This window comes from Pseudorhodoferax soli (assembly GCF_003337555.1).
In the GTDB taxonomy this organism is placed as follows: Bacteria; Pseudomonadota; Gammaproteobacteria; order Burkholderiales; family Burkholderiaceae_C; genus Pseudorhodoferax; species Pseudorhodoferax soli.
The window spans coordinates 179,328-201,322 of sequence record NZ_QPJK01000003.1 but is presented as its reverse complement, the minus strand read 5'-3'; the positions used below and the strand labels follow the sequence as shown (position 1 = coordinate 201,322).

18 protein-coding genes are annotated in these 21,995 nt (G+C 71.3%); 10 read left to right on the top strand and 8 right to left on the bottom strand.

Annotated elements, in window-relative coordinates; translation table 11 throughout:
* Positions 1–2 precede the first annotated feature (2 nt).
* Together DES41_RS12610 and DES41_RS12605 are read left to right on the top strand one after the other, a co-directional pair.
* The gene (locus tag DES41_RS12610; protein ID WP_114468003.1) at positions 3–329 is read left to right on the top strand and encodes a rhodanese-like domain-containing protein; all 327 of its coding nucleotides are present in this window, start codon (positions 3–5) and stop codon (positions 327–329) included.
* Between the two features lie 9 nt (positions 330–338).
* Positions 339–1,697: a TolC family outer membrane protein gene (locus DES41_RS12605; protein WP_245965681.1), complete on the top strand. Its 1,359-nt coding sequence runs from the start codon at positions 339–341 to the stop codon at positions 1,695–1,697.
* A gap of 11 nt (positions 1,698–1,708) precedes the next feature.
* Here DES41_RS12605 and DES41_RS12600 read toward each other — a convergent pair whose 3' ends face one another.
* The 6 genes from DES41_RS12600 to glgC form a co-directional block, all read right to left on the bottom strand.
* On the bottom strand, positions 1,709–2,968 hold the full coding sequence (locus tag DES41_RS12600) for a 3-deoxy-D-manno-octulosonic acid transferase (RefSeq protein ID WP_114468002.1): 1,260 nt from the start codon (positions 2,966–2,968) through the stop codon (positions 1,709–1,711).
* Entirely contained in the window at positions 2,968–3,951 is a 984-nt protein-coding gene (gene waaC, locus DES41_RS12595) for a lipopolysaccharide heptosyltransferase I (RefSeq protein ID WP_114468001.1), read from the bottom strand. The genes DES41_RS12600 and waaC overlap by 1 nt, the downstream gene beginning before the upstream one ends.
* A 22-nt stretch (positions 3,952–3,973) precedes the next feature.
* Positions 3,974–5,371, bottom strand: coding sequence for a phosphomannomutase/phosphoglucomutase (locus DES41_RS12590; protein WP_114468000.1), 1,398 nt, complete (start codon positions 5,369–5,371; stop codon positions 3,974–3,976).
* A 63-nt stretch (positions 5,372–5,434) separates the two neighbouring features.
* Positions 5,435–6,625 (bottom strand): AAA family ATPase, encoded by a 1,191-nt coding sequence (locus DES41_RS12585; RefSeq protein WP_211332964.1) that lies wholly within the window; start codon positions 6,623–6,625, stop codon positions 5,435–5,437.
* Positions 6,622–8,073, bottom strand: a complete 1,452-nt coding sequence (gene glgA / locus DES41_RS12580) for a glycogen synthase GlgA (RefSeq protein WP_114467999.1) — start codon at positions 8,071–8,073, stop codon at positions 6,622–6,624. The genes DES41_RS12585 and glgA overlap by 4 nt, the downstream gene beginning before the upstream one ends.
* Positions 8,070–9,338, bottom strand: coding sequence for a glucose-1-phosphate adenylyltransferase (glgC, locus tag DES41_RS12575; RefSeq protein WP_114467998.1), 1,269 nt, complete (start codon positions 9,336–9,338; stop codon positions 8,070–8,072). Before glgC ends, glgA begins: the two co-directional genes overlap by 4 nt.
* 177 nt (positions 9,339–9,515) lie before the next feature.
* Here glgC and DES41_RS12570 point away from each other — a divergent pair, with 177 nt between their 5' ends.
* The 5 genes from DES41_RS12570 (at position 9,516) to DES41_RS12550 (ending at position 18,522) form a co-directional block, all read left to right on the top strand.
* The gene (locus DES41_RS12570; RefSeq protein WP_114467997.1) at positions 9,516–11,951 is read left to right on the top strand and encodes a glycogen/starch/alpha-glucan phosphorylase; all 2,436 of its coding nucleotides are present in this window, start codon (positions 9,516–9,518) and stop codon (positions 11,949–11,951) included.
* Positions 11,948–13,867, top strand: a complete 1,920-nt coding sequence (gene glgB, locus DES41_RS12565; RefSeq protein WP_114467996.1) for a 1,4-alpha-glucan branching protein GlgB — start codon at positions 11,948–11,950, stop codon at positions 13,865–13,867. Before DES41_RS12570 ends, glgB begins: the two co-directional genes overlap by 4 nt.
* A gap of 82 nt (positions 13,868–13,949) precedes the next feature.
* Complete coding sequence (gene glgX, locus DES41_RS12560) at positions 13,950–16,058, top strand: glycogen debranching protein GlgX (protein ID WP_114467995.1); 2,109 nt, start codon at positions 13,950–13,952, stop codon at positions 16,056–16,058.
* A gap of 7 nt (positions 16,059–16,065) precedes the next feature.
* Positions 16,066–17,568, top strand: a complete 1,503-nt coding sequence (malQ, locus tag DES41_RS12555; protein ID WP_114467994.1) for a 4-alpha-glucanotransferase — start codon at positions 16,066–16,068, stop codon at positions 17,566–17,568.
* 27 nt (positions 17,569–17,595) lie between these two features.
* Entirely contained in the window at positions 17,596–18,522 is a 927-nt protein-coding gene (locus tag DES41_RS12550) for a cation diffusion facilitator family transporter (protein ID WP_114467993.1), read from the top strand.
* 3 nt (positions 18,523–18,525) lie between these two features.
* Here DES41_RS12550 and DES41_RS38400 read toward each other — a convergent pair whose 3' ends face one another.
* A complete protein-coding gene (locus DES41_RS38400; RefSeq protein WP_170168166.1) occupies positions 18,526–19,608 on the bottom strand; it encodes a helix-turn-helix transcriptional regulator in 1,083 nt (360 codons plus the stop codon).
* A gap of 233 nt (positions 19,609–19,841) precedes the next feature.
* On the opposite strand from DES41_RS38400, the gene DES41_RS38395 reads away from it, so the two are divergent.
* The 3 genes from DES41_RS38395 (at position 19,842) to DES41_RS12540 (ending at position 21,196) form a co-directional block, all read left to right on the top strand.
* Positions 19,842–20,177: a hypothetical protein gene (locus DES41_RS38395; RefSeq protein WP_170168165.1), complete on the top strand. Its 336-nt coding sequence runs from the start codon at positions 19,842–19,844 to the stop codon at positions 20,175–20,177.
* Positions 20,178–20,288: 111 nt separating this feature from the next.
* A complete protein-coding gene (locus DES41_RS38390; RefSeq protein WP_170168164.1) occupies positions 20,289–20,447 on the top strand; it encodes a hypothetical protein in 159 nt (52 codons plus the stop codon).
* On the top strand, positions 20,444–21,196 hold the full coding sequence (locus DES41_RS12540; RefSeq protein ID WP_245965680.1) for a DNA/RNA non-specific endonuclease: 753 nt from the start codon (positions 20,444–20,446) through the stop codon (positions 21,194–21,196). Before DES41_RS38390 ends, DES41_RS12540 begins: the two co-directional genes overlap by 4 nt.
* 48 nt (positions 21,197–21,244) lie before the next feature.
* Here the strand turns inward: DES41_RS12540 and DES41_RS12535 are convergent, their stop codons facing one another.
* Positions 21,245–21,988 (bottom strand): 2OG-Fe dioxygenase family protein, encoded by a 744-nt coding sequence (locus tag DES41_RS12535; RefSeq protein ID WP_114467990.1) that lies wholly within the window; start codon positions 21,986–21,988, stop codon positions 21,245–21,247.
* Between the last annotated feature and the right edge of the window lie 7 nt (positions 21,989–21,995).

The following is a 21,995-nucleotide window of genomic DNA, read 5'->3' as shown; positions in this document are numbered from 1 at the left end:
CGATGATCGACCACGTCCATCCCTCCCAACTCGGCGACTGGCAACCCGGGCGGATCACGGTCCTCGACGTGCGTGAACCTGCGGAACTCGCAGTGGCCAGCGTGAAGCCCGAGGGGTTCACGCTGCTCGCGATCCCCATGGGCGAGATACCCGCCCGGCTGGCCGAGCTCGATCCCGACCAACCCATCGCCTGCCTGTGCCACCACGGCGCACGCAGCATGCGCGTCGCGCAGTTCCTGGTCCAGCAGGGCTTTGCGCAGGTCGCCAACATCAGCGGCGGCATCGACGCCTGGTCACAACAGCGCGATCCAACCGTTCCACGTTACTAGGACAAAGGCATGGCCATGGTGCAGACAAGAAAACACAAGACCGCACACCGACGCAGCACCACCGGCCTGCTGCTCCTCCTGGCCTTCGGCACGCTGCCGGCCGCGGCGTCCGCCCAGACACTGGTGCAGCTGTTCGACGCCGCACGCAGCACCGATGCCACCTACCAGAGCGCGCGCGCCCAGTACGAAGCCAACCTGGCCAAGGCCGACCAGTCGCGCGCGCTGATCCTGCCCAGCGCCAGCCTTTCGGCCGGCGCTTCGCGCAACACCTACGACAGCACCACGCCGAACATCGATGGCCCCTACACCGCGCTGACGGCCAGCGTGGGCGCCACGCAACCGCTGTACCGCCCCGGCAACTGGGCCGGTTACGAGCAGGGCCTCAAGCTGACCGACATCGCCAAGGCCCAGCTGATGGTGGCGGAGCAGGACCTGGTCATCCGCGTGGCGCAGGCCTATTTCGACGTGCTGGCCGCACAGGACACGCTGGCCTTCGTGCAGGCGCAGAAGGCCGCTGTGGCCGAGCAGCTGGCTTCGGCGCGCCGCAACTTCGAGGTCGGCACTGCGACCATCACCGACACCCGCGAAGCCCAGGCCCGGCACGACCTCGTCATGGCGCAGGAGATCGCCGCTGCCAACGACCTGCGCGTCAAGAAGCTGGCGCTGGACACCGTGGTCAGCCGCACCGATGCGCGCCCCACCCCGCTGGCCCAGCCGGTGCCGCTGCCCGTGCTCACCGGCGATGCCGAGACCTGGGTGCAGCAGGCCGAAGGCCATCCCGTCGTGCAGCAGGCACGGATCGGCGTGGATGTGGCGCGGCTGGAGACCGAGAAGGCGCGCGCCGGCCACAAGCCCACGGTCGACCTGCAGGCCACCTACGGCATCAACCGCTATCCACAGGGCTACCCGAGCAACAGCCTGGCCTTCGGCACGCGCCAGAACCAGGGCTCCCTGGGCGTGCAGGTCACGGTGCCGCTGTTTGCCGGCTATTCGGTGCAGAACCGCGTGCGCGAAACCCTGTCGCTCGAAGACAAGGCCACGGCCGACCTGGAGGCGGCGCGCCGCATCGTGGTGCAGAACACGCGCACAGCCTATTACGGCGTGATATCGGGCAAGGGCCAGGTCGAGGCGCTGCAGGCTGCCGAGACCTCCAGCCAGAGTGCGCTGGATGCCAACAAGCTGGGCTACCAGGTCGGCGTGCGCATCAACATCGACGTGCTGAATGCGCAGAGCCAGCTCTACCAGACCAAGCGCGACCTGGCCCAGGCCCGCTACAACGTGCTGCTGGGCGAGCTGCGCCTGCGCCAGGCCAGCGGCAGCCTGCGTGCCGAGGACCTGCAGGGCATCGAAGCGCTGCTGGTGCGCTGAGCCGGGCGCGCTCAGCGCCGGGCCAGTTCTGCGATCGCCTCCGCCGTGCGGGCTGCCGCGCCGCGGTGGGCCGCGGCAAAAGCCAGGCCGGCATCACTGGCCTGCCGGCGCGCTGCAGGGTCGGCCCCCAACTGCTGCACGGTCTGCAAGGCTTGCGCCAGATCGTCCACGCGCAAGGCCGCGCCGGCCTGCTCCGCCAGCTCTGCCGCCTCGGCGAAGTTGAAGGTGTGCGGGCCCATCAGCACCGGGCAGCCGCAGGCGGCGGCCTCGATCAGGTTCTGCCCGCCCAGGGGCTCGAAGCTGCCCCCCAGCAGCGCCATGTCGGCCAGGCCGTAGTACAGCGCCATCTCGCCCAGCGAATCGCCGAGCCAGACCGCAGCCGCAGCGGCCGGCGGCGCATCGCCCCATCCGCTGCGGCGCGCCAGGGCAAAGCCATGCGCCCGCACCAACTCGGCCACAGCATCGAAGCGCTGCGGATGGCGCGGCACGATCAGCCATTGCACGGCAGCGGCCGCGGCCGGATCGGCCTGCAGCAGCGCCAGCAAGGCCGCCTCCTCGCCTTCGCGCGAACTGGCGAACAGGGCGACCGGCTTGCCCGCCAGGGCCTGCCATTGGCGCCCACGCGCCAGTTGCGCCGCATCGGGCGCGGCATCGAACTTGAGATTGCCGAACACGCCGGCCACCGGCGCACCGGCACTGCGCAGCCGCGCCGCGTCGTCTTCGGTCTGCGCGTAGGCGGCCGCCAGCGCGGCATAGGCCGGCGGCAGCAGCGGCACCCGCTGCGCGCCCTGCAGCGATTTCTCGGACAGGCGCGCATTGGCCAGCACCAGCGGCACGCCGGCCCGGCGGCAGTTGGCGATCAGCCAGGGCCAGATCTCGGTTTCCATGAGGATGCCGACGCGCGGTTGGAACTGCGCGAGGAATCGCGCGGTAGCGCCCGGCGTGTCCCAGGGTTGCCAGACCTGCAGGTCACCTTCGCGCAGCAGCCGCGCACCCTCGGCCCGGCCCGTGGCCGTGCCGTGCGTCAGCAGCAGCCGCATGCCGGGCAGGCGCTCGCGCAGCGCGGCGACCAGCACGGCGGCAGCACGCGTCTCGCCGAGCGAGACCGCATGCACCCAGACCCAGCCGCTGGAGGGCGGCTGCTGGTAGTGGCCGAAGCGCTCTGGCACATGCGCGCCGTAGCCGGGCTCGGCCACGGCCCGGCGCGCCAGCTTGCGCCGCAGCAGCGGTTGCGCCAGCCAGGTCAGCCAGCCGTACAGGCGCAGCAGCATCAGCGCGGCACCGGCCTGGGCGTGGCGGCCAGAACGCCTTGCCAGGCGGCCCAGACCTCGTCCACGCTGGGTGCGCGCTCGCCGCCCACCGGCACCTGGTGTGCATGGCCCACGGGGCCGGCCCGCCAGGCACGTGGATAGCTGAAGATCTGCACGTGGAGCAGGTCCAGCGCCACGGCCATGTGGCTGAGACCGGAGTCCACGCCGATCGCGCCGGTGGCGGCCGCCATCTCCCGCAGCACGCCGGCCAGCGACAGCCGCGGCCAGATGCGGGCCTGGGGGCCGATGCTGGCGGCCAGCGCGGTGGCCAGGCCCAGTTCGGCGTCCGAGGCGTGCGGCAGCCAGACCTCGAAGCCATCGGCCGCCAGCCGCTGGCCGATAGCCGCCCAATGCGCCTGCGGCCATTCGTTGTCGGGCCGCGTCGTGCCGTGCGCCAGCACGACCGCGCGCACCGGCGCCGGCCGCTCCACGCGCAGGCCATAGACGGGCGGCGTCTTCAGTTCATAGCCCAGCGCGCCGGCGGCCAGCACGCGGTAGCGCTGGACCGCATGCACGCGCCGGGGCATGGGCACCAGGCGGTCGGCAAAGAAGCGCACCGGCCACTCGTAGCCGCACTCCTCGCTGGGGTTGCCGTAGGTTGCGCGAAAGCCCCCGGCCGACACACGCGCCCTGCGCGCCACCATCCCCGACTTGATGAGGCCCTGGATGTCGAGCACGGCGTCGTACGCCACGGCCCGCAATGCGGTGAAGAATGCCGTCCGCTCGCCGCGCGTCGCCGCGTCCAGCCAGGACCGGCGCCAGCGGCGTCCGGCAAAGCGCAGCACGCGCTCCACTCCGACCACGCATTCCACGAGCGGCGCGAACGACTCCTCGACGACCCAGTCGATCGTCGCGTGCGGCAGCGCCGCGCGCAGATCGCTCACGACCGGCATGGCCTGCACCACATCGCCCAGCGACGAGAGCTTGACGATCAGGATCCTCATGCGACGGCCCGGCCGCCCACGTTCAATGCGCGGCCGCCTGGATCTGTGCGTCGGGCTTGGCCGAGCGGAGCAGCGCCATCATCTGCGTCTGGATGCGTTCCAATGCCGCCTCGGTCTGGCCTTCAAAGCGCAGCACCAGCACCGGCGTGGTGTTGGACGCGCGGATCAGGCCGAAGCCGTCCGGCCAGTCCACGCGCAGGCCGTCGATCGTGTTGACGGCCGCGGGCGCGTCGAACTTCGCGGCTGCCACCAGCTGGGCTACCAACGTGTGCGGCTCGCCTTCGGCGCAGCCGACGTTGAGTTCGGGCGTGGAGAAACTGGTGGGCAGCGCGTCGAGCACGGCACTCGCGTCGGGCGATTGGCTGAGGATCTCCAGCAGCCGCGCGCCGGCGTAGGTGCCGTCGTCGAAGCCGAACCAGCGTTCCTTGAAGAAGATGTGGCCGCTCATCTCGCCGCCCAGCGGCGCCTGGCCGCCTTCGGCCTCGATGGCCTTCATCTTGGCCTTGATCAGCGAGTGGCCGGTCTTGAACATCAGCGCCTTGCCGCCCGCCGCCTCGATGGCCGGTGCCAGCCGCTGCGAGCACTTGACGTCGAACAGGATGGTGCCGCCCGGCACGCGCGAGAGCACGTCCTGTGCGAACAGAGCCATCTGGCGGTCCGGGAAGATGTTGTTGCCTTCGCGCGTGACGATGCCCAGTCGGTCGCCATCGCCGTCGAAGGCCAGGCCCAGCTCTGCGCCGGTGGTCTTGAGCGCGGCGATCAGGTCGTGCAGGTTCTCGGGCTTGCTCGGGTCCGGGTGGTGGTTGGGGAAGTTGCCGTCGACCTCGCTGAAGAGTTCGGTCACCTCGCAGCCCAGCGCGCGGAAGATGGCCGGCGACGAAGCACCGGCGATGCCGTTGCCCGAGTCGATCACGATCTTGAGCGGGCGCGCGAGCTTCACGTCGGAGACGATGCGCTCGCGGTAGGCCGGCAGCACATCGGCCTGGCGCACGTTGCCGCCGGGAACGTCCAGCCAATCCTCGGCCTCGATCATGCTGCGCAGCGCCTGGATCTCCTCGCCATAGATGGCGCGGCCCCCCATGATCATCTTGAAGCCGTTGTAGTCCTTCGGGTTGTGGCTGCCCGTGATCTGGATGCCGCTCTTCGCCAAGGTGTGTGCGGCGAAGTACAGGATGGGCGTGGTCACCATGCCCACGTCGATGACCTGCACGCCAGCGGCCACCAGGCCGCGGATCAGCGCGGCCGCGAGGCTCGGGCCCGACAGGCGGCCGTCGCGGCCCACCGCCACCGTGGTCTCGCCCTCGCGCCGGGCGATGGTGCCGAAGGCGCGTCCCAGGCCTTCGGCCACGGCCTCGTTGAGCGAAGACGGCACGATGCCGCGGATGTCGTAGGCCTTGAAGATGGACGCGGAAACTTGCATGGAACTCCTGGACAGGGGGCTGGCGGTGCGGGCGATTATGGGGGAAACCCCAGGCCCCGGCCCTCAGCGCGCCAGCCACTCCCAGCGCGGAATCCGGTCCATCTCCAGCCCGGCCAGCTGCGTCTCGCCCAGCGGCTTGTGCAGTTCCAGCCGCTGCGTGTCTGGCGCCGGGCCGTCCAGCGCGGCCAGCAGCCGCGGCGCGTGCGTGACCACGATGACCTGCGAGGCGCGCGCCGCCTGCGCGATGAGCCGGCCCAGGGCAGGCAGCAGGTCCGGGTGCAGGCTGGTCTCGGGCTCGTTGAGCACCAGCAGAGCCGGCGGCCGCGGCGTCAGCAGTGCGGCGATCCAGAGCAAATAACGCAGCGTGCCGTCGGACAGTTCGGCTGCGTCCAGCGGCCGCAGCAGGCCGTGCTGGCGCATGCGCAGCGCAAAGCGCTCGCCCTGCAGGTCGATCTCCACCTGCGCGCCCGGAAAGGCGTCCTGCACCGCGGCGTCGAGCGCGGCGCGGTCGCCGATCTCGCGGATGGTCTGCCAGGCCGCGGCCAGGTCGCTGCCGTCGTCGCCGAGCACGGTCGTCGTGGTGCCCAGCTGCGGCACGCGCGCAGGCGCGTCGGCGTCGCTGCGGAAATGGTCGTAGAAGCGCCAGCCGCGGATCTGCTCGCGCAGGCTCAGCATCTCGGGCGCGGCCCGCGGCTCGGCGTACTCCGTCATCATGCTGGCGAAGGCCGGGATCGGCCGCGCCACGCCTTCCCAACCGCCCCCCTGCCCGTCTCTGCGGATGCGCAGCGCAGCGCCGCGGCGTTCGACCAGCAGGGAGGCCGGGCGCATGAAGGGGCCGTTCCAGACAGCCTCGCGCTTGATCTCCGGATCGTGGTTGAACACCGAGGTGCTGCGCGGGATCGGCAGGCCGATGTCGATGGCGTAGCCATAGCCGTCGGCCGCGTCGGAGCCGAAGCCCAGCTGCAAGGACACCGGGCCGTTGCGCTGCGTGCCCTGCACGGGCTGCTCGCCGCGGCGCATGGCGGCCGAGAACTGCTCGGGCCCGGCCCACAGCGTGGACGCGAGGCCGCCCTCGCGCGCCAGCGCCCGCACCACGCCGCCCTGGGCCACGGCCGCGAGCAGCCGCAAGGCACGGTAAACGCTGGACTTGCCGCTGCCGTTGGCGCCGGTGACCAGGGTCAGCTGCCCCAGCGGCAGCACCAGCCGGCGCAGCGAGCGGTAGTTGGCGATGGCCAGCGCCGACAGCACGCTCACAGCGCCGCGATGGCTTCCTTGTAGAGCGCGAGGTACTGCTGCGCCACGGGCTCCCACGAGAAGTTCTGCGCCATGCCGCGGCGCACCAGCTGCTGCCACTGCGCGCTCTGGCGGTAGGCCAGCACGGCGCGCTGCAGCGTGCGGTCCAGCGCGTCGGCCGTGGCCGGGCCGAACTGGAAGCCCGTGGCCACGTCGCGCGCCAGGGTGTCCTCGTTCGCGTCGACCACGGTGTCGGCCAGGCCGCCCACGCGGCGCACGATGGGCACGGTGCCGTAGCGCAGCGCGTAGAGCTGGGTCAGGCCGCAGGGTTCGAAGCGCGAAGGCACCAGCATGGCGTCCGCCCCCGCGATGAGTTGGTGCGCGAAGGCCTCGTCGTAGCCCAGGCGCACGGCCACGCGGCCCGGGTGCTGGGCCATCGCCTGGCGGAAGGCGCCTTCCAGCGCTGCGTCGCCCGTGCCCTGCACGGCAAACTGCGCGCCCTGGGCCAGCAGGTCGGGCAAGGCTTCGAGCACGAGATCCAGGCCCTTTTGCGAGGTCAGCCGGCTGACCACGCCGAACAGCGGGGCATCGGCTTCCGGCAGCAGGCCCAGCGCCTGCTGCAACCGGGCCTTGCACTGCGCCTTGCCAGCCAGTTCGTCCGCGCTGTAGCGCGCGGGCAGTTCAGGGTCGGCCGTCGGGTCCCAGACCTGCGGATCGACCCCGTTCAGGATGCCCGAGACCTCGTTGCCGCGTGCACGGATCACGCCGTCCAGGCCGCTGCCGTACTCGGGCGTACGGATCTCGCGCGCATAGGTCGGGCTGACCGTGGTCACGCGCGTGGCGAACTTGAGGCCGGCCTTGATGAACGAGAAGTGCCCGTGGAATTCGAGCGCCGAAGGCGCCATGAAGCGGCCCGGAAGTCCGAGCAGGAAGAAGTCGGTCGGCTCGAACAGGCCATGGAACGCCAGGTTGTGCACGGTGAAGACCGTGGCCACGTCGCGCACCGGCCGCGCCGCCAGGTAGGCGCAGGACATGGCGGCATGCCAGTCGTGCGCATGCATGACCTGCGGCTTCCAGTCCGGATCCAGCTCGCCGGCGGCCACATGCGCGGCCACCCAGCCCAGCAAGGCAAAGCGCTGCAGGTTGTCGGCCCACTCCAGGCCGTCGGCGCCCAGGTAGGGGTTGCCGGGCCGCTCGTACAGGAACGGCGCGTCGACCACATAGACCGCCTGCACGCCGGCCAATTGCCCGCGCAGCAGCCGCACACGGCCGGCGCCGAACATCGGCCCCAGCGAGACCACCTCGGACAGGCCCTCGATGCCGCGCAGCACGGCCGGCAGGCCGGGCAGCAACAAGCGCACCTCCGCGCCCTGGGCCGAAAGTGCTTGCGGCAAGGCACCGACCACGTCGGCCAAGCCCCCCGTCTTGACCAGCGGATAGACCTCCGCCGCAACCTGCAGAACCTTCATGAACCGAGCTTGTCCAGCATGGGTTGGGTGACGAGCACGATGCCGTTGGGGCTGCGGTGGAAGCGCGCGGCGTCTGCCTCGGCATCCTCGCCGATGACCATGCCATCGGGAATGCTCACGCCGCGGTCGATGATGGCGCGCGTGATGCGTGCATGCCGGCCGATCTGCACGCCCGGCAGCAGCACCGACCAGTTCACGCTGCAATAGGAGTTCACGCGCACGCTGGAGAACAGCACGGAACGCAGCACGCTGCCCGAGACGATGCAGCCGCCCGAGACCAGCGACTCCACCGCCGAGCCGCGCCGGTCGTCGGCGTTGTGGACGAACTTGGCCGGCGGCAGCTGCGACTGGTAGGTCCAGATCGGCCAGCGGGTGTCGTACATGTTGAGCTGCGGGTCGGTGGCCGTGAGGTCGATATTGGCGTCCCAGTAGGCATCGATGGTGCCCACGTCGCGCCAATAGGCCTCCTCGCCCACGCGCATGTTCACGCACGAGAGCTCGAACGGGTGCGCCGCGGCCTGCCCGTTCTTGACCGCGCGCGGAATGATGTCCTTGCCGAAGTCGTGGCTGGAGTTCGGGTCGGCCATGTCGCGCTCGAGCTCCTTGTAGAGGTAGCGCGCGTTGAAGATGTAGATGCCCATGCTGGCCAGCGACATGTCGGGCCGGCCCTGCATGGGCGGCGGATCGGCGGGCTTCTCCAGGAAGTCCGTGATGATGCTGTTCCCGTCCACCGCCATCACGCCGAAGGCCGACGCCTCGGCGCGCGGCACGGCGATGCAGCCCACCGTGCAGTCGCGGCCCTTGGCCACATGGTCGGCCAGCATGATGGCGTAGTTCATCTTGTAGATGTGGTCACCTGCCAGCACCACGATGTAGTCGGGCTTGTAGCTGGCCAGGATGTCCTGGTTCTGGTAGACGGCGTCGGCCGTGCCGCGGTACCAGCTCTCCTCGTCCACGCGTTGCTGCGCGGGCATGAGGTCGACGAACTCGTTCATCTCGGTCTTGAGGAAGCCCCAGCCGCGCTGCACATGGCGCAGCAGGCTGTGGCTCTTGTACTGCGTGATCACGCCGATGCGGCGGATGCCCGAGTTCAGGCAGTTGGACAGCGCGAAATCGACGATGCGGAACTTGCCGCCGAAGTACACGGCCGGCTTGGCGCGCCGGTCGGTGAGGTTCATGAGGCGGCTGCCGCGGCCGCCCGCCAGTACCAGGGCCACGGCCCGCTTGGGCAGGTCGAGTTGCTGGGCCAGGTCCAGCGATTTCATGCGTTCTACTGCGGCCATCACGTTCGCTCACAAGTTGGTGGAGACTAGCGTCTAGGATAGCCGCAGTCGCGCTGCATGCCACGTGCCATGCAAGAAATCGGCGCTTGTCTGGCATGGACCCTGCTAGCTCGCGCTTGCTTCATCCGCCAACGAGTACGGGACCAGAAAAGGAACGCCATGAGCCCAACCCCTTCCACCCACAGCTTCGCTGCCCGCACCGAAGAGCATTTGCTGCACACCGTCGGCGTGGCCCCAGCCGCCGCCAGTTCGACCGAGCTGATGCACGCTGTCTCGCAGGCCGCCCGCGCCGAGCTCTCGCAGCGCTGGGTGCAGACCCAGGCCGCCGACCGCGGTGCACGCGCACGGCGCGTCTACTACCTGTCGATGGAGTTCCTGATCGGGCGCACGCTCTCCAATGCGCTCGCCGCGCTGGGGCAGAACGACGGCGCGGCCGAGGCCCTGGGCGCGCACGCCAAGGCCATGGAGGAAGTGGCCGACCGCGAGCCCGATGCCGCACTCGGCAACGGCGGCCTGGGCCGGCTGGCGGCCTGCTTCCTCGATTCCATGGCCTCGCTGGGCCTGCCCTCCTTCGGCTACGGCATCCGCTACGAGTACGGCATGTTCGCGCAGGAGATCCAGAACGGCACCCAGGTCGAGCACCCCGATCCCTGGCTCAAGGACGGCACGCCATGGGAGTTCCCGCGCTGGGAACTGAGCTACCCCGTGCGCTTCGGCGGTTGGGTCGAGCATGTGGAGGGCAAGGCCGTCTGGCGCCCGGCCGCCGAGGTCGCGGCCAAGGCCTACGACCTCGTGATCCCGGGCCACGGCACCAAGAAGGTCAGCACGCTGCGCCTGTGGAAGGCCACGGCGCCGGCGCACATCGACCTCAACGCCTTCAACACCGGCGACTACCAGCGCGCCGCCACGGCCAAGAACGAGTACGAGAACATCTCCTGGGTGCTCTACCCCAACGACAGCACGCCGGCCGGCCGCGAGCTGCGGCTCAAGCAGGAGTACTTCTTCGTCGCCGCCTCCGTCCAGGACATGGTCAAGCGCCACCTGGACGAGCACGGCACCTTGTCCAACCTGGCCGACCAGGTGGCCATCCACCTGAACGACACGCACCCGGCCATCGGCGTGGCCGAACTCATGCGCGTGCTCGTGGACGAACACGGCATGGGCTGGACACCGGCCTGGGCCATCTGCCGCCGCACCTTCAGCTACACCAACCACACCCTGATGCCCGAGGCGCTGGAGACCTGGCCGGTGGGCCTGATGCAGCACGTGCTGCCGCGCCACCTGGAGATCATCTTCCGCATCAACAAGGAGTTCCTGGACTTCGCGGCCCAGCATCGGCCCGGCGACAACGGCTTCCTGTCGCGGCTGTCGCTGATCGACGAGGCCGGCGAACGCCGCGTGCGCATGGCGCATCTGTCGATCGTCGGCAGCCACAAGGTCAACGGCGTGTCCAAGCTGCACTCCGACCTCCTGGTGCAGACCATCTTCGCGGACTTCGCCGCGCTGTGGCCCGAGCGCTTCACCAACATGACGAACGGCGTCACGCCGCGGCGCTGGCTGTCGCAGGCCAACCCGGGGCTGTCCAGCCTGCTGGACCGGCACATCGGCCATGGCTGGCGGCGCGACCTGGACGAGCTGCACAAGCTCGCCCCTCTGGCCGGCAACGCCGAGGTGCGGGCCGAGTTCATGGACGTCAAGCGCGCCAACAAGGCGCGGCTGGCGGCGCTCATCGCCCGCACCACTGGCGTGCAGGTCAACCCCGACGCGCTGTTCGACGTGCAGGTCAAGCGCATCCACGAGTACAAGCGCCAGCTGCTCAACGTGCTGCACGTGATCGGCCGCTACCAGGCCATCCTGGCCAACCCCAAGGGCCCGGACGGCCAGGGCTGGGTGCCGCGCGTGGTGCTGTTCGCGGGCAAGGCCGCATCCAGCTACCACATGGCCAAGCAGATCATCCGGCTGATCCACGACGCCGGCCGCGTGATCAACAACGACCCGCGCGTGGGCGAGCTGCTCAAGCTGGTGTTCATCCCGAACTACGGCGTCTCGGTGGCCGAGACCATCATGCCCGGCGCCGACCTGTCCGAGCAGATCTCCACGGCCGGCACCGAGGCCTCCGGCACGGGCAACATGAAGCTCGCGCTCAACGGCGCGCTGACCATCGGCACCGACGACGGCGCCAACATCGAGATCCGCGAGGCCGTGGGCGACGCCAACATCTTCATCTTCGGCCTGAAGACGCCCGAGGTGCAGGCCCTGCGCGCGAGCGGCTACCAGCCCATGCGCCACTACGAGGGCCAGCCCGAACTCAAGGCCGTGCTGGATGCGATCACGGGTGGCCAGTTCTCCCCCGAGGAGCCGGGCCGCTACCGCGGCCTCGTCGATGCGCTGCTGTGGGGCGGCGACCACTACATGCTGCTGGCCGACTACGCCAGCTACGTGGCGACGCAGCGCGAGGTCGACGCGCTGTACCGCCAGCCGGCGGCATGGTGCCAGCGCGCCATCGCCAACGTGGCCGGCATGGGGGTGTTTTCGTCTGACCGTACGATCAGGGAATACGCCCGCCAGATCTGGCGCATCGAACCCAAGCCATGACCCCACCCGCCTCCAGCCCAGCCCAGAACGATTTCCTGGTCTCCGAAACCGACCTGTGGCTGCTGGCCGAAGGCACGCACCTGCGGCCCTACGAGGTGCTGGGCGCGCATGCCTTCACCCATGCTGGCGTGGCCGGCACGCGCTTCGCGGTGTGGGCGCCCAATGCGCGGCGCGTGAGCGTGGTCGGTGATTTCAATCGCTGGGACGGCAGTGCCCATCCCATGCGGGCCCGGCCCAGCGCCGGCCTGTGGGAAGCCTTCGTACCCGGCGTGGGGCCCGGCGCGCTCTACAAGTACGCGCTGGAAGATCCCAACGGCCAGCTGCTGCCACTCAAGGCCGACCCCTATGGGCTGGCCGCGCAGCTGCGGCCCGAGACCGCCAGCCAGGTCGCCACGCTGCCCGCGCTGGTGCCGGCCAGCGCCGCGCGGCAGGCCGCCAACGCGGTCGACGCGCCCGTCAGCATCTACGAGGTGCACCTGGCCAGCTGGCGCCGCAAGCCCGAGCAGGGCAACCGCTGGCTCGATTGGGAGGAACTCGCCGCCGAGCTGATCCCCTATGCCGTGGACATGGGCTTCACGCACCTGGAGCTGCTGCCCGTCAGCGAGCATCCGTTCGACGGCTCCTGGGGCTACCAGCCCATCGGGCTGTATGCGCCGACCTCGCGTTTCGGCGATGCGGCCGGCTTCACGCGCTTCGTCGCCAAGGCCCATGCGCAGGGCCTCGGCGTGCTGCTGGACTGGGTGCCCGCGCATTTCCCGAGCGACGCGCACGGCCTGGCCCGCTTCGATGGCACGGCGCTGTACGAGCATGCCGATCCGCGCGAAGGCTTCCACCAGGACTGGAACACGCTGATCTACAACTTCGGCCGCACCGAGGTGCGCAACTTCCTGGTCGGCAACGCGCTGTACTGGCTCGAGCGCCATGGCGTGGACGGCCTGCGCGTGGACGCAGTGGCCTCCATGCTCTACCGCGACTACAGCCGCAAGGACGGCGAGTGGGTTCCCAACCGCCACGGCGGCCGCGAGAACCTAGAGGCCATCGCCTTCCTCAAGCGCATGAACGAGGTGATCGGCGCCGAGCGGCCCGAGGCCACCACCGTGGCGGAGGAGTCGACCTCCTTCCTGGGCGTCTCGCGCCCCACGTTCGCAGGCGGATTGGGCTTTCACTACAAGTGGAACATGGGATGGATGAACGACACGCTGCGCTACTTCGGCCGCGAACCCGTGCACCGGCGCCACCACCACCACGAGTTGACCTTCAGCATGGTCTACGCCTACAGCGAGCAGTTCGTACTGCCCTTCTCGCATGACGAGGTGGTGCACGGCAAGGGCTCGCTGCTCACGCGCATGCCGGGCGACCGCTGGCAGCAGTTCGCCAACCTGCGCGCGCTGTACGGCTACATGTGGGCCCATCCGGGCAAGAAGCTGCTGTTCATGGGCTGCGAGTTCGGCCAGGCGCGCGAGTGGAACCACGAGGCCAGCCTGGATTGGCACCTGCTCGGCGACAGCCTGCACGCGGGCGTGCAGACCCTCGTGCGCGACCTCAACCGCGTGCTGCGCCACCACCCGGCCCTGCACGCGCAGGACAGCGAGCCCGCCGGCTTCGAATGGATCGAGGCCGACGATTCGCAGCACAGCGTCTTCGCCTTCGTGCGCCACGGCCGCGAAGACGGCCAGACCATGCTTGTCGTCTGCAACCTGACGCCCGTGGTGCGGCGCGACTGGCGCCTGGGCGTGCCGCGGCCGGGGCGCTGGCATGAACGGCTCAACACCGATTCCGTGCACTACGGCGGCAGCAACGCGGGCACGCCCTGGGGTGTGGCGGGCACCGAGCCGATCCCCTCGCACGGGCGCACGCATTCGGTCCTGCTGACACTGCCGCCGCTGTCCACCGTGTTTCTGGAGTGGGCTCCTTGAACGAACACGCGTCCCGCGCTTCCCGCTTCGCGTGGTCGCTGCCGCCCAAGGCGGCGTTGTTGCATCCAGGGACGGCCCGGCGATGAAAACGCCCGACGCCCACGCCTTGCAAGCCGGCCAGCCCTGGCCGCTCGGGGCGCATTTCGACGGCAAGGGGGTCAACTTCGCCATCGTCTCCGAGCACGCCCAGGCCATGGAGCTGTGCCTGTACGACGCGACGGGCCAGCACGAGATCGGGCGCACCGCCCTGCCCGGCCGCAGCAACGATGTCTGGCACGGCTACCTGCCCGGCGCCCTGCCGGGCCTGGTCTACGGCCTGCGCGCGCACGGCCCCTGGCGGCCCGAGCGCGGCCACCGGTTCAACCCCTTCAAGCTGCTGCTGGACCCGTATGCGCGCGAGATCGTCGGCGACTTCGCCTGGCGCGACCAGCACTTCGGCGCCGACCTGCGCCATCCGCTGCACCTGGACCAGGCCGACAACGCCGCCTGCGCGCTGAAGGCCCGCGTGGTGCACGACGACCACGACTGGGCCGGCGACGAGCCGCCGCGCACGCCGCTGGCGGACAGCGTGCTCTACGAGGTCCACGTCAAGGGCTTCTCCGCCCGCAACCCCGCCGTGCCCGAAGCCCTGCGCGGCAGCTACGCGGGCCTGGCGCACCCGGCCTCCATGGCCCACCTGAAGCGCCTGGGCGTCACGGCCGTCAGTCTCCTGCCCGTGCACTACGCGCTCGACGAGCAGCGCCTCGTCCACATGGGGCTCACCAACTACTGGGGCTACAACACGCTGGGTTTCTTCTGCCCGTCGCCGCGCCTGGCCAGCAGCCAGGGCGGCGCGGCGCAACGCACCGAGTTCCGCACCATGGTGGCGGCGCTGCACGCCGCCGGCATCGAGGTGCTGCTGGACGTGGTCTACAACCACACGGCCGAGACCGACGAGACGGGGCCCACGCTGTCTTTCCGCGGGCTGGACAACGCGCTGTACTACCGCCTGCCGCCCGAGCAGAAGGCCTTGTACGAGAACCACACCGGCTGCGGCAACACGCTGGACATCCGCGAGCCGCGCGTGCTGCAGCTCGTGATGGACAGCCTGCGCTACTGGGTCACGCAGATGCACGTCGATGGCTTTCGCTTCGACCTGGCGCCCGTGCTGGGCCGCGGCGACAACGGCTTCGAACGCGGCGGCCCGTTCTTCGCGGCCGTCGCGCAAGACCCGGTGCTCTCGCGCGTCAAGATGGTCGCCGAGCCCTGGGACATCGGCCCGGGTGGCTACCAGGTCGGTGGCTTTCCGCGCGGCTGGATGGAGTGGAACGACAAGTTCCGCGACAGCATGCGCGGCTTCTGGACGCAGGCCGCCGCGGGCCGCCCGGCCCCGGACCGCGGCGAGTTCGCGCTGCGCCTGTGCGGCTCCTCCGACCTGTACCAGCCGCGCAACCGCGTGCCCGGCGAGTCGGTCAACTACGTGGTCTCGCACGACGGCTTCACGCTCGCCGACCTCGTGGCCTACGACCAGCGCCACAACGCCGCCAATGGCGAGAACAACCGCGATGGCCACGGCCACAACCTGGGCTTCAACTGCGGTGCCGAAGGCCCCAGCGACGACCCGCAGGTGCTGGCGCTGCGGGCCAAGCTGCAACGGGTGCTGCTGGCCAGCGCGCTGCTCGCCCAGGGCACGCCCATGCTCGCGGCCGGCGACGAACTCGGCCACAGCCAGGGCGGCAACAACAACCCGTATTGCCAGGACAACGCCACCACCTGGATCGACTGGTGCCGGGCCGATGCGGACCTCACCGCATTCACCGCACGCGTGCTGGCCCTGCGCCGCCAGGCCCTGCCCTTCGGCGGCCATTGGTACAGCGGCCTGTCCGATCCGCTGGGCCTGCACGACCTGACCTGGCTGCAAGCCGATGGCACAGCGCTCACGGGTGCGGCCTGGCAGGACGCCGGCCAGCGCGTGCTGGGCTGCCTGATCGGCAAGCCCGGCCGCGCCAGGGCGCCGCTGCTGCTGCTGGTCAACGGCAGCCAGGCCGACGCTGACTTCCTGCTGCCCGCCGGCGTGTGGCGCTGCTGGCTGGACAGCACCCATCCCCAAGGCCATTCGCGCTGGTACGACCAGGGCGAGCAGGCCTACGCATTGCCGGCGCTGAGCCTGTCCCTGCTTGCGGCAGAAGGCGCCAACATCAAGATCGATTGAACCTCCCATGCGACTGCCCCGCGCCAGCGGCATCCTGCTGCACCCCACCTCCCTGCCCGGCCCGCACGGCGCCGGCGACCTCGGCCCCGCCGCCTACCACTTCGTCGACTGGCTGGCCACCGCCGGGCAGAAGCTCTGGCAGATCCTGCCGCTCGGCGGCGTCGGCCCCGGCAACTCGCCTTACATGAGCCCCTCGGCCTTCGCCGGCAACGTGCTGCTGGTCGATCTCGCGGCGCTGGCGGACCAGGGCTGGCTGCCCGCCGGGGCGCTGGCGCGGCCGCCGGCCTTCGACGCACTGCGCATCGACTTCGCGGCCATGGTGCCCTGGCGCATGGCCCTGCTCGCGCAGGCGGCCCAGGCCTTCGCCACCGACGCCAGCCCCGCGCAGCGCGCCGCGCACGAGGCCTTCTGTGCCGAGCACGCAGCCTGGCTGGAGGACTACGCGCTCTTCATGGCCTTGAGCGAAGCCCACCCCGGCGGCGACTGGGCCGACTGGCCGGCGCCGCTGGCGCGCCGTGTGCCGGCCGCGCTGGCCGAGGCGGCGGCGCAGCATGCAGCGCGCATCGCGTTCTGGCGCTTCGTGCAGTGGCAGTTCTTCGTGCAGTGGCGCCAGCTCAAGGCCTACGCCAACGCCAAGGGCGTGGCCATCGTCGGCGACGCGCCCATCTTCATCGCGCCCCAGAGCGCCGAGGTCTGGGCCCGGCAGGACCTGTTCGAACTGCAGCCCGACGGCCGCCTGAGCGTGGTGGCTGGCGTGCCGCCCGACTACTTCAGTGCCACGGGGCAGCGCTGGGGCAATCCGCTGTACCGCTGGAGCGCGCATGCGGCCGAGGGCTATGCCTGGTGGACGGCGCGCATCCGCCACACCTTCGCGCTGGTGGACGTGGTGCGCATCGACCATTTCCGCGGCTTCGCGGCCCACTGGGAGATCCCGGCCAGCGAGCCCACGGCCATCCACGGCCGCTGGGTCGAAGGCCCCGGCGCCGCATTGTTCGAGGCCATTGCCGCCGCGCTGGGCCCGCTGCCCATCATCGCGGAGGACCTCGGCATCATCACGCCCGACGTTGACGCGCTGCGCCGCGGCGCCGACCTGCCCGGCATGCGGGTGCTGCAGTTCGCCTTCGACGGCAAGGCCGAGAACCCCTACCTGCCCCACCACTACGAGGCCGCGACGGTGGTCTACACCGGCACGCACGACAACGACACCACGCGCGGCTGGTGGGCCACGGCCAGCGCGGCCGAGCGCGTCCAGGCCGCGGCCTACATGGGCCAGGAGCCCGAGCAGCTGACGCCCGTGGTCCATTGGGCGCTGATCCGCCTGGCCTGGGCCAGCGTGGCCGACACGGCCATCGCGCCGCTGCAGGACGTGTTGGGCCTGGCCACCGAGCACCGTATGAACCTGCCCGGCGAGGGCGAAGGCCACTGGGCCTGGCGCTTCGGCTGGGACATGGTGCGGCCGGGGCATGCCGAGCAGCTCGCCACGCTGACCCGGCTGTACGGGCGCGGCTGAAGGCGCGGCCAGCCACAGCGCACGCTCATGCCCGCCAGCCCCACCCCGCAGACGCTGCTCAAGATCTCGGCCGGCGTCGCGCTCGTCACCATCGCGCTCAAGACGCTGGCCTGGGCGCTGACAGGTTCCATCGGCCTGTTGTCCGATGCGATGGAGTCCTTCGTGAACCTGGCCGGGGCGCTGTTCGCGCTCTGGATGGTGGGCATCGCGCAGCGCCCGGCCGACGCCGGCCATCCCTATGGGCACCACAAGGCCGAGTACTTCTCGGCCGGCTTCGAAGGGCTGCTGGTGATGGGCGCGGCCGTGGCCATCGTCTGGGCCTCGGTGCTGCGGCTGCGCGAGCCGCAGCCGCTGGCGCAGCTGGACATCGGGCTGGCCCTGTCGGTGCTGAGTTCGGCGCTGAACGGCGCGCTGGCCTGGGCACTGTTCCGCGGTGCGCGCGCGGCACGCTCGATGGCCCTGGAGGCCGATGCGCGGCACCTGATGACCGATGTTTGGACCTCGGCCGGCGTCGTCGTCGGCCTGGTGGCGGTGGCGCTCACGGGCTGGCACTGGCTGGACCCGGTGCTCGGCATCGCTGTGGCGCTGAACATCCTGCGCGAAGGCGGGCACCTGGTCTGGAAATCCTCGCAAGGCCTCATGGACAGCGCCCTCGAACCCGAAACCGCGGACCGCATCGCGGCCCTGCTGGACGGCTTCGCGGCGCGCGAAGGTGCTGCCGTCCGCATCGACCATGTGGCCACGCGCGGCGCCGGCCACCGCCGCTTCGCCGACCTGCACCTGCATGTGCCCGGCGACTGGCGCCTGGCCCGTGCCGCGGCCTTGCGCGACGAGATCGAGGCGGCGCTCATGCGCGAGGTGCCCGGGCTGTCCACCACCATCCAGCTGCTGCCGCTGGGCATGGAAGCGCGGGCGGTGGCCGAGGACGGCGCCATGCCGCCCGCCGAGCGCTGAAGCTCAGCCCAGCGCGCAGGCCTTGCGCACCAGGTCGACCTGGCGCGAGCAGCCCATCTTGGCCATCAGCACGGCGATCTGCGTGCGCACGGTGCTGATCGCCACGCCCTGTCTTGCCGCATGCTCGGCCGGCGTCACGCCTTCGGCCAGCGCAGCCAGCACACCGGCCTCGGCCGCGGTGAGCCCGAAGGCCAGGCGCAGCTGCTCGGCCTGCAGCGGCCGGCGCTGGCGGTCCGGCGCGATGCGCACGAGGACCAGGGCCTCGCCGCCGCACAAGGCTGCCGGCGCGGCGGCCAGCGCGAGCCGGTGCGCCGCGCCATGGCCGGCCGGCAGCGCCAGCGCCTGCGCCTGGCCGGCAGCGGCACGCTGCAGCGCGGCCAGCCAGCTGGCGTGCACCGCAGGTTCGCGGTGCTGCAGGCGCCCGCCGCGCGGCACCAGCGCGCCAGCCCGGGCGAACCAGGCCTGCGCGGCCGGCCCGGGCGCATGCACCAGCGTGCCCGAGCGCGCCACCAGCAGCACGGCTTCGCCGAACGAGGCCAGCGCAGCCTCCACGGCGGCCAGGGCCTGGCCGGTGCGCGCCCGCCCGCGCCCGATCGCCTGGGCCACGGCCTGCGTCAACGCGCGCATGGGCTCGGCCGCCAGTGCGTCGGCGATGCGTCCGTCCACCCGGCTGCGCTGCACGCAGACCGCGCTGAGCCGCTCGGGCGAGACCTCGGTCATGAAGGCCAGCATCTGGTGCAGGCGGTGCTTGCACATGAAGTCGGCATAGAACATGTTGCGCTGCAGGCTGGCCGGCGAATAGAACTGCGCGCTGTCGAGCCAGGCGCCGGCGGGGGCGCCGCGCGCCACCGGGGCCATGATGTCGTGCGGGTGGTAGTGGTCGACGTAGTCGCGCTGGGCCGCGGCATCCCCGCCGCGGATCTCGAAGGCCAGCAGGCTGCCTGCGCCGTCGAACGCCGTGTAGGTGGCCGAATCGGCCCCCGTCAGCTCGCCCAAGCCCTCCAGCACCTCCTGCCAGGGCGGTGCCGCACCGTCGAGGTGCTGCGCCGCATCCAGGGCCCGGCGCACCAACGTTCCGACTTGCATGCTGTTCTCCCGCAACCGTGGACTGGCCCCACCGGGACGGGGCGCGCCCCTTGTACCCCGCGCGCCGGTTCGGCGTCGCAGGCCTGCGATGCGGCGCGTCCTCCATCCGGGGGATGTTCCAGGGGAATTGGGCGGGCGCGGGGCCACCGCACCTACCATCGCGCCCGCCATGTTCCGCCGGAGTTCCTGATCCTGCCACCGATGTCGCACCGCCGCCCGTGGCAGGCCGGCCGATGAACACTGCCCGCACCACGCTGGGCCTCTGGCTGCTGCTGCAATTGCTGCTCGGCAGCCTGCACGGCCCCGCGGCGCCGGCGCCGCAGGGCGAGACCCTGGCGACGCAGTGGCGTGACGAGACCGCCCGGCACGCACATGCCGGCGCAAGGGTCGAAGCCCCGCGCGCGCAGCGCCCGGCCACGGCGTCTGCCGACGACATGCTCGCCGGCACCGGCGCGCCCATCCCGCAGCCGCCAGACCTACAGGCGCAGCCCGCCTCGCCCACGCCCGGCCGTGCCGCAAGCCCGGCCCTGGCGGCCTACCGCGCCCGCGCGCCGCCACCGGCGACGTGACGCGCCGCGCGCCAGCCCACGGGTCGGCGCGCATTTTTTCCGACGAAACCTCCCAGGCACGGAGCCGCCCGCGGGCGCGCCCCTGCTCCTTTCTTTTGTCTCACGATTGCCATGAACGCCTACACCGCCCTGACCGGGCTCGTCGCCCTCGTCCTGCTGCACGCCGCCTGGCGCGACCGCGCACGTGGCAACCCACGCGATACCAAGGCCTTGACCGCCTGCGCCGCCGGCCTCGGTGCGTTGGGCGCCGCCTTCGGATGCACGCTGTGAAGCAGTCGCTGCGCATTGGCCTGGCCACGGTCGGACTGGCCCTGAGCAGCCTGCCCGCCCAGGCCGCCTTCGACGGCTGCCTGGCGCTGTTCGTGCAGCGCCATGTGCCGCAGCTGCCGCAGGGCTTCGCGCATGCCACGCGGCCGCTGTGCTTCGACGGCTTCGCCATCCTCTACTCGGCCACGAGCAAGACGCCGGTCTATGCCGTGGAGCGGCTCAACCGCCACGACTTCGAAGACGCGACCCGGCGCAAGCGGGGCCGCAACCCCTTCTACGAGGAGGCCCGGCTGCCGCGTGCCGAGCGCGCCACGCTGCAGGACTACCGCGCCACGCTGGCCGGTGGCCAGCGCATGGACCGCGGCCATGTGGTGCCGGCGGGCGACATGACGCAGGCCAGGGGGTTCGCGCAAAGCTTCTCGCTGGCCAACATGGTGCCGCAGGTGCCTGCCGCCAACCAGGGGCCCTGGAACCGCATCGAGCAGGACACGCGCCAGTACGTCCGCCGCGCCCGCGGCGATGTCTACGTCATCACGGGCCCGGTGTACGGCCCGCGGCCCGCGCGGCTGGGGCCTGGGCAGGTCTGGGTGCCCGATGCGATGTTCAAGCTGGTCTACGACGCGAGCAGCAACCGGGCCTGGGCCCACTGGCTGGACAACAGCGCCGATGCGCGCGTGCAGCGTCCCATCTCCTACGAGGTGCTGACGCGGCGCCTCGGCATGCGGCTGCTGCCGGGCGCGCCGGAGGACTGAGCACGCGCCGGCTGCAACCGCGCCGACGGCCTGCCGGTGCCGGCGCGCTCAGGCGTCCTGGAAGCCGTTGGCGCGGAAGGTCAGCACCAGCGTGTCGCGGTGCCCGCCCGCATCCAGCGGCTGGATCGGCGTGGATTCGTGGATCACGCGCGCGTCGTCCAGGAACAGCAGCGACCACGGTTCGGTCAGCGTGAAGCGCTGGCCGTTCGGGCCCTGGGCCTCGAACACGCGCGTCTCGCCGCCCTTGATGCCGTGGCGGCCCACCAGCACCACCGCGACGAAGTCCACGCCGTCACGGTGCGCCCCCTCGGGCGTGGGCCGGCCGATGCCGTCGGTGGTGTCGATGCGGAACTGGTGTGCCTCCACGTACCAGCGCGCCTGGGCGTCGCCGCGCAGGCGGCTGCACAGGCCGGCCAGGCCGAGCACGAGCTGCTGCCACGCCGGCAGTGCCAGGTCGGCCGCCAGCATGGGTTCGAACCAGCGCTCCATGCCGCCGTGCAGCGCGTTGTAGGCCACGGGCTGCCAATGGGCGCGGTGCGGCACGGCCTGCAGCTGGCCGGCCTCGGCGATGCAACTGGCATGGCGGCGGCGCCGGTAGCGGCCGCCGTCCTTGAGGTAGGCGTCGGGTGGCAGGTCGGACCAGGACGGTTCCAGCGCGCGCAGCGCCTTGGGCGCGCAGCCCGCCAGCGCGCCCACGGTGGCCGCTGCCAGCACGGCATAGCCCTGGCGGTGCACGGTGGCGAGCACCTGGTCGGGCGGGGTCAGCGGGGGAACGAACGAGGGCGTGGTCATGCGGCAG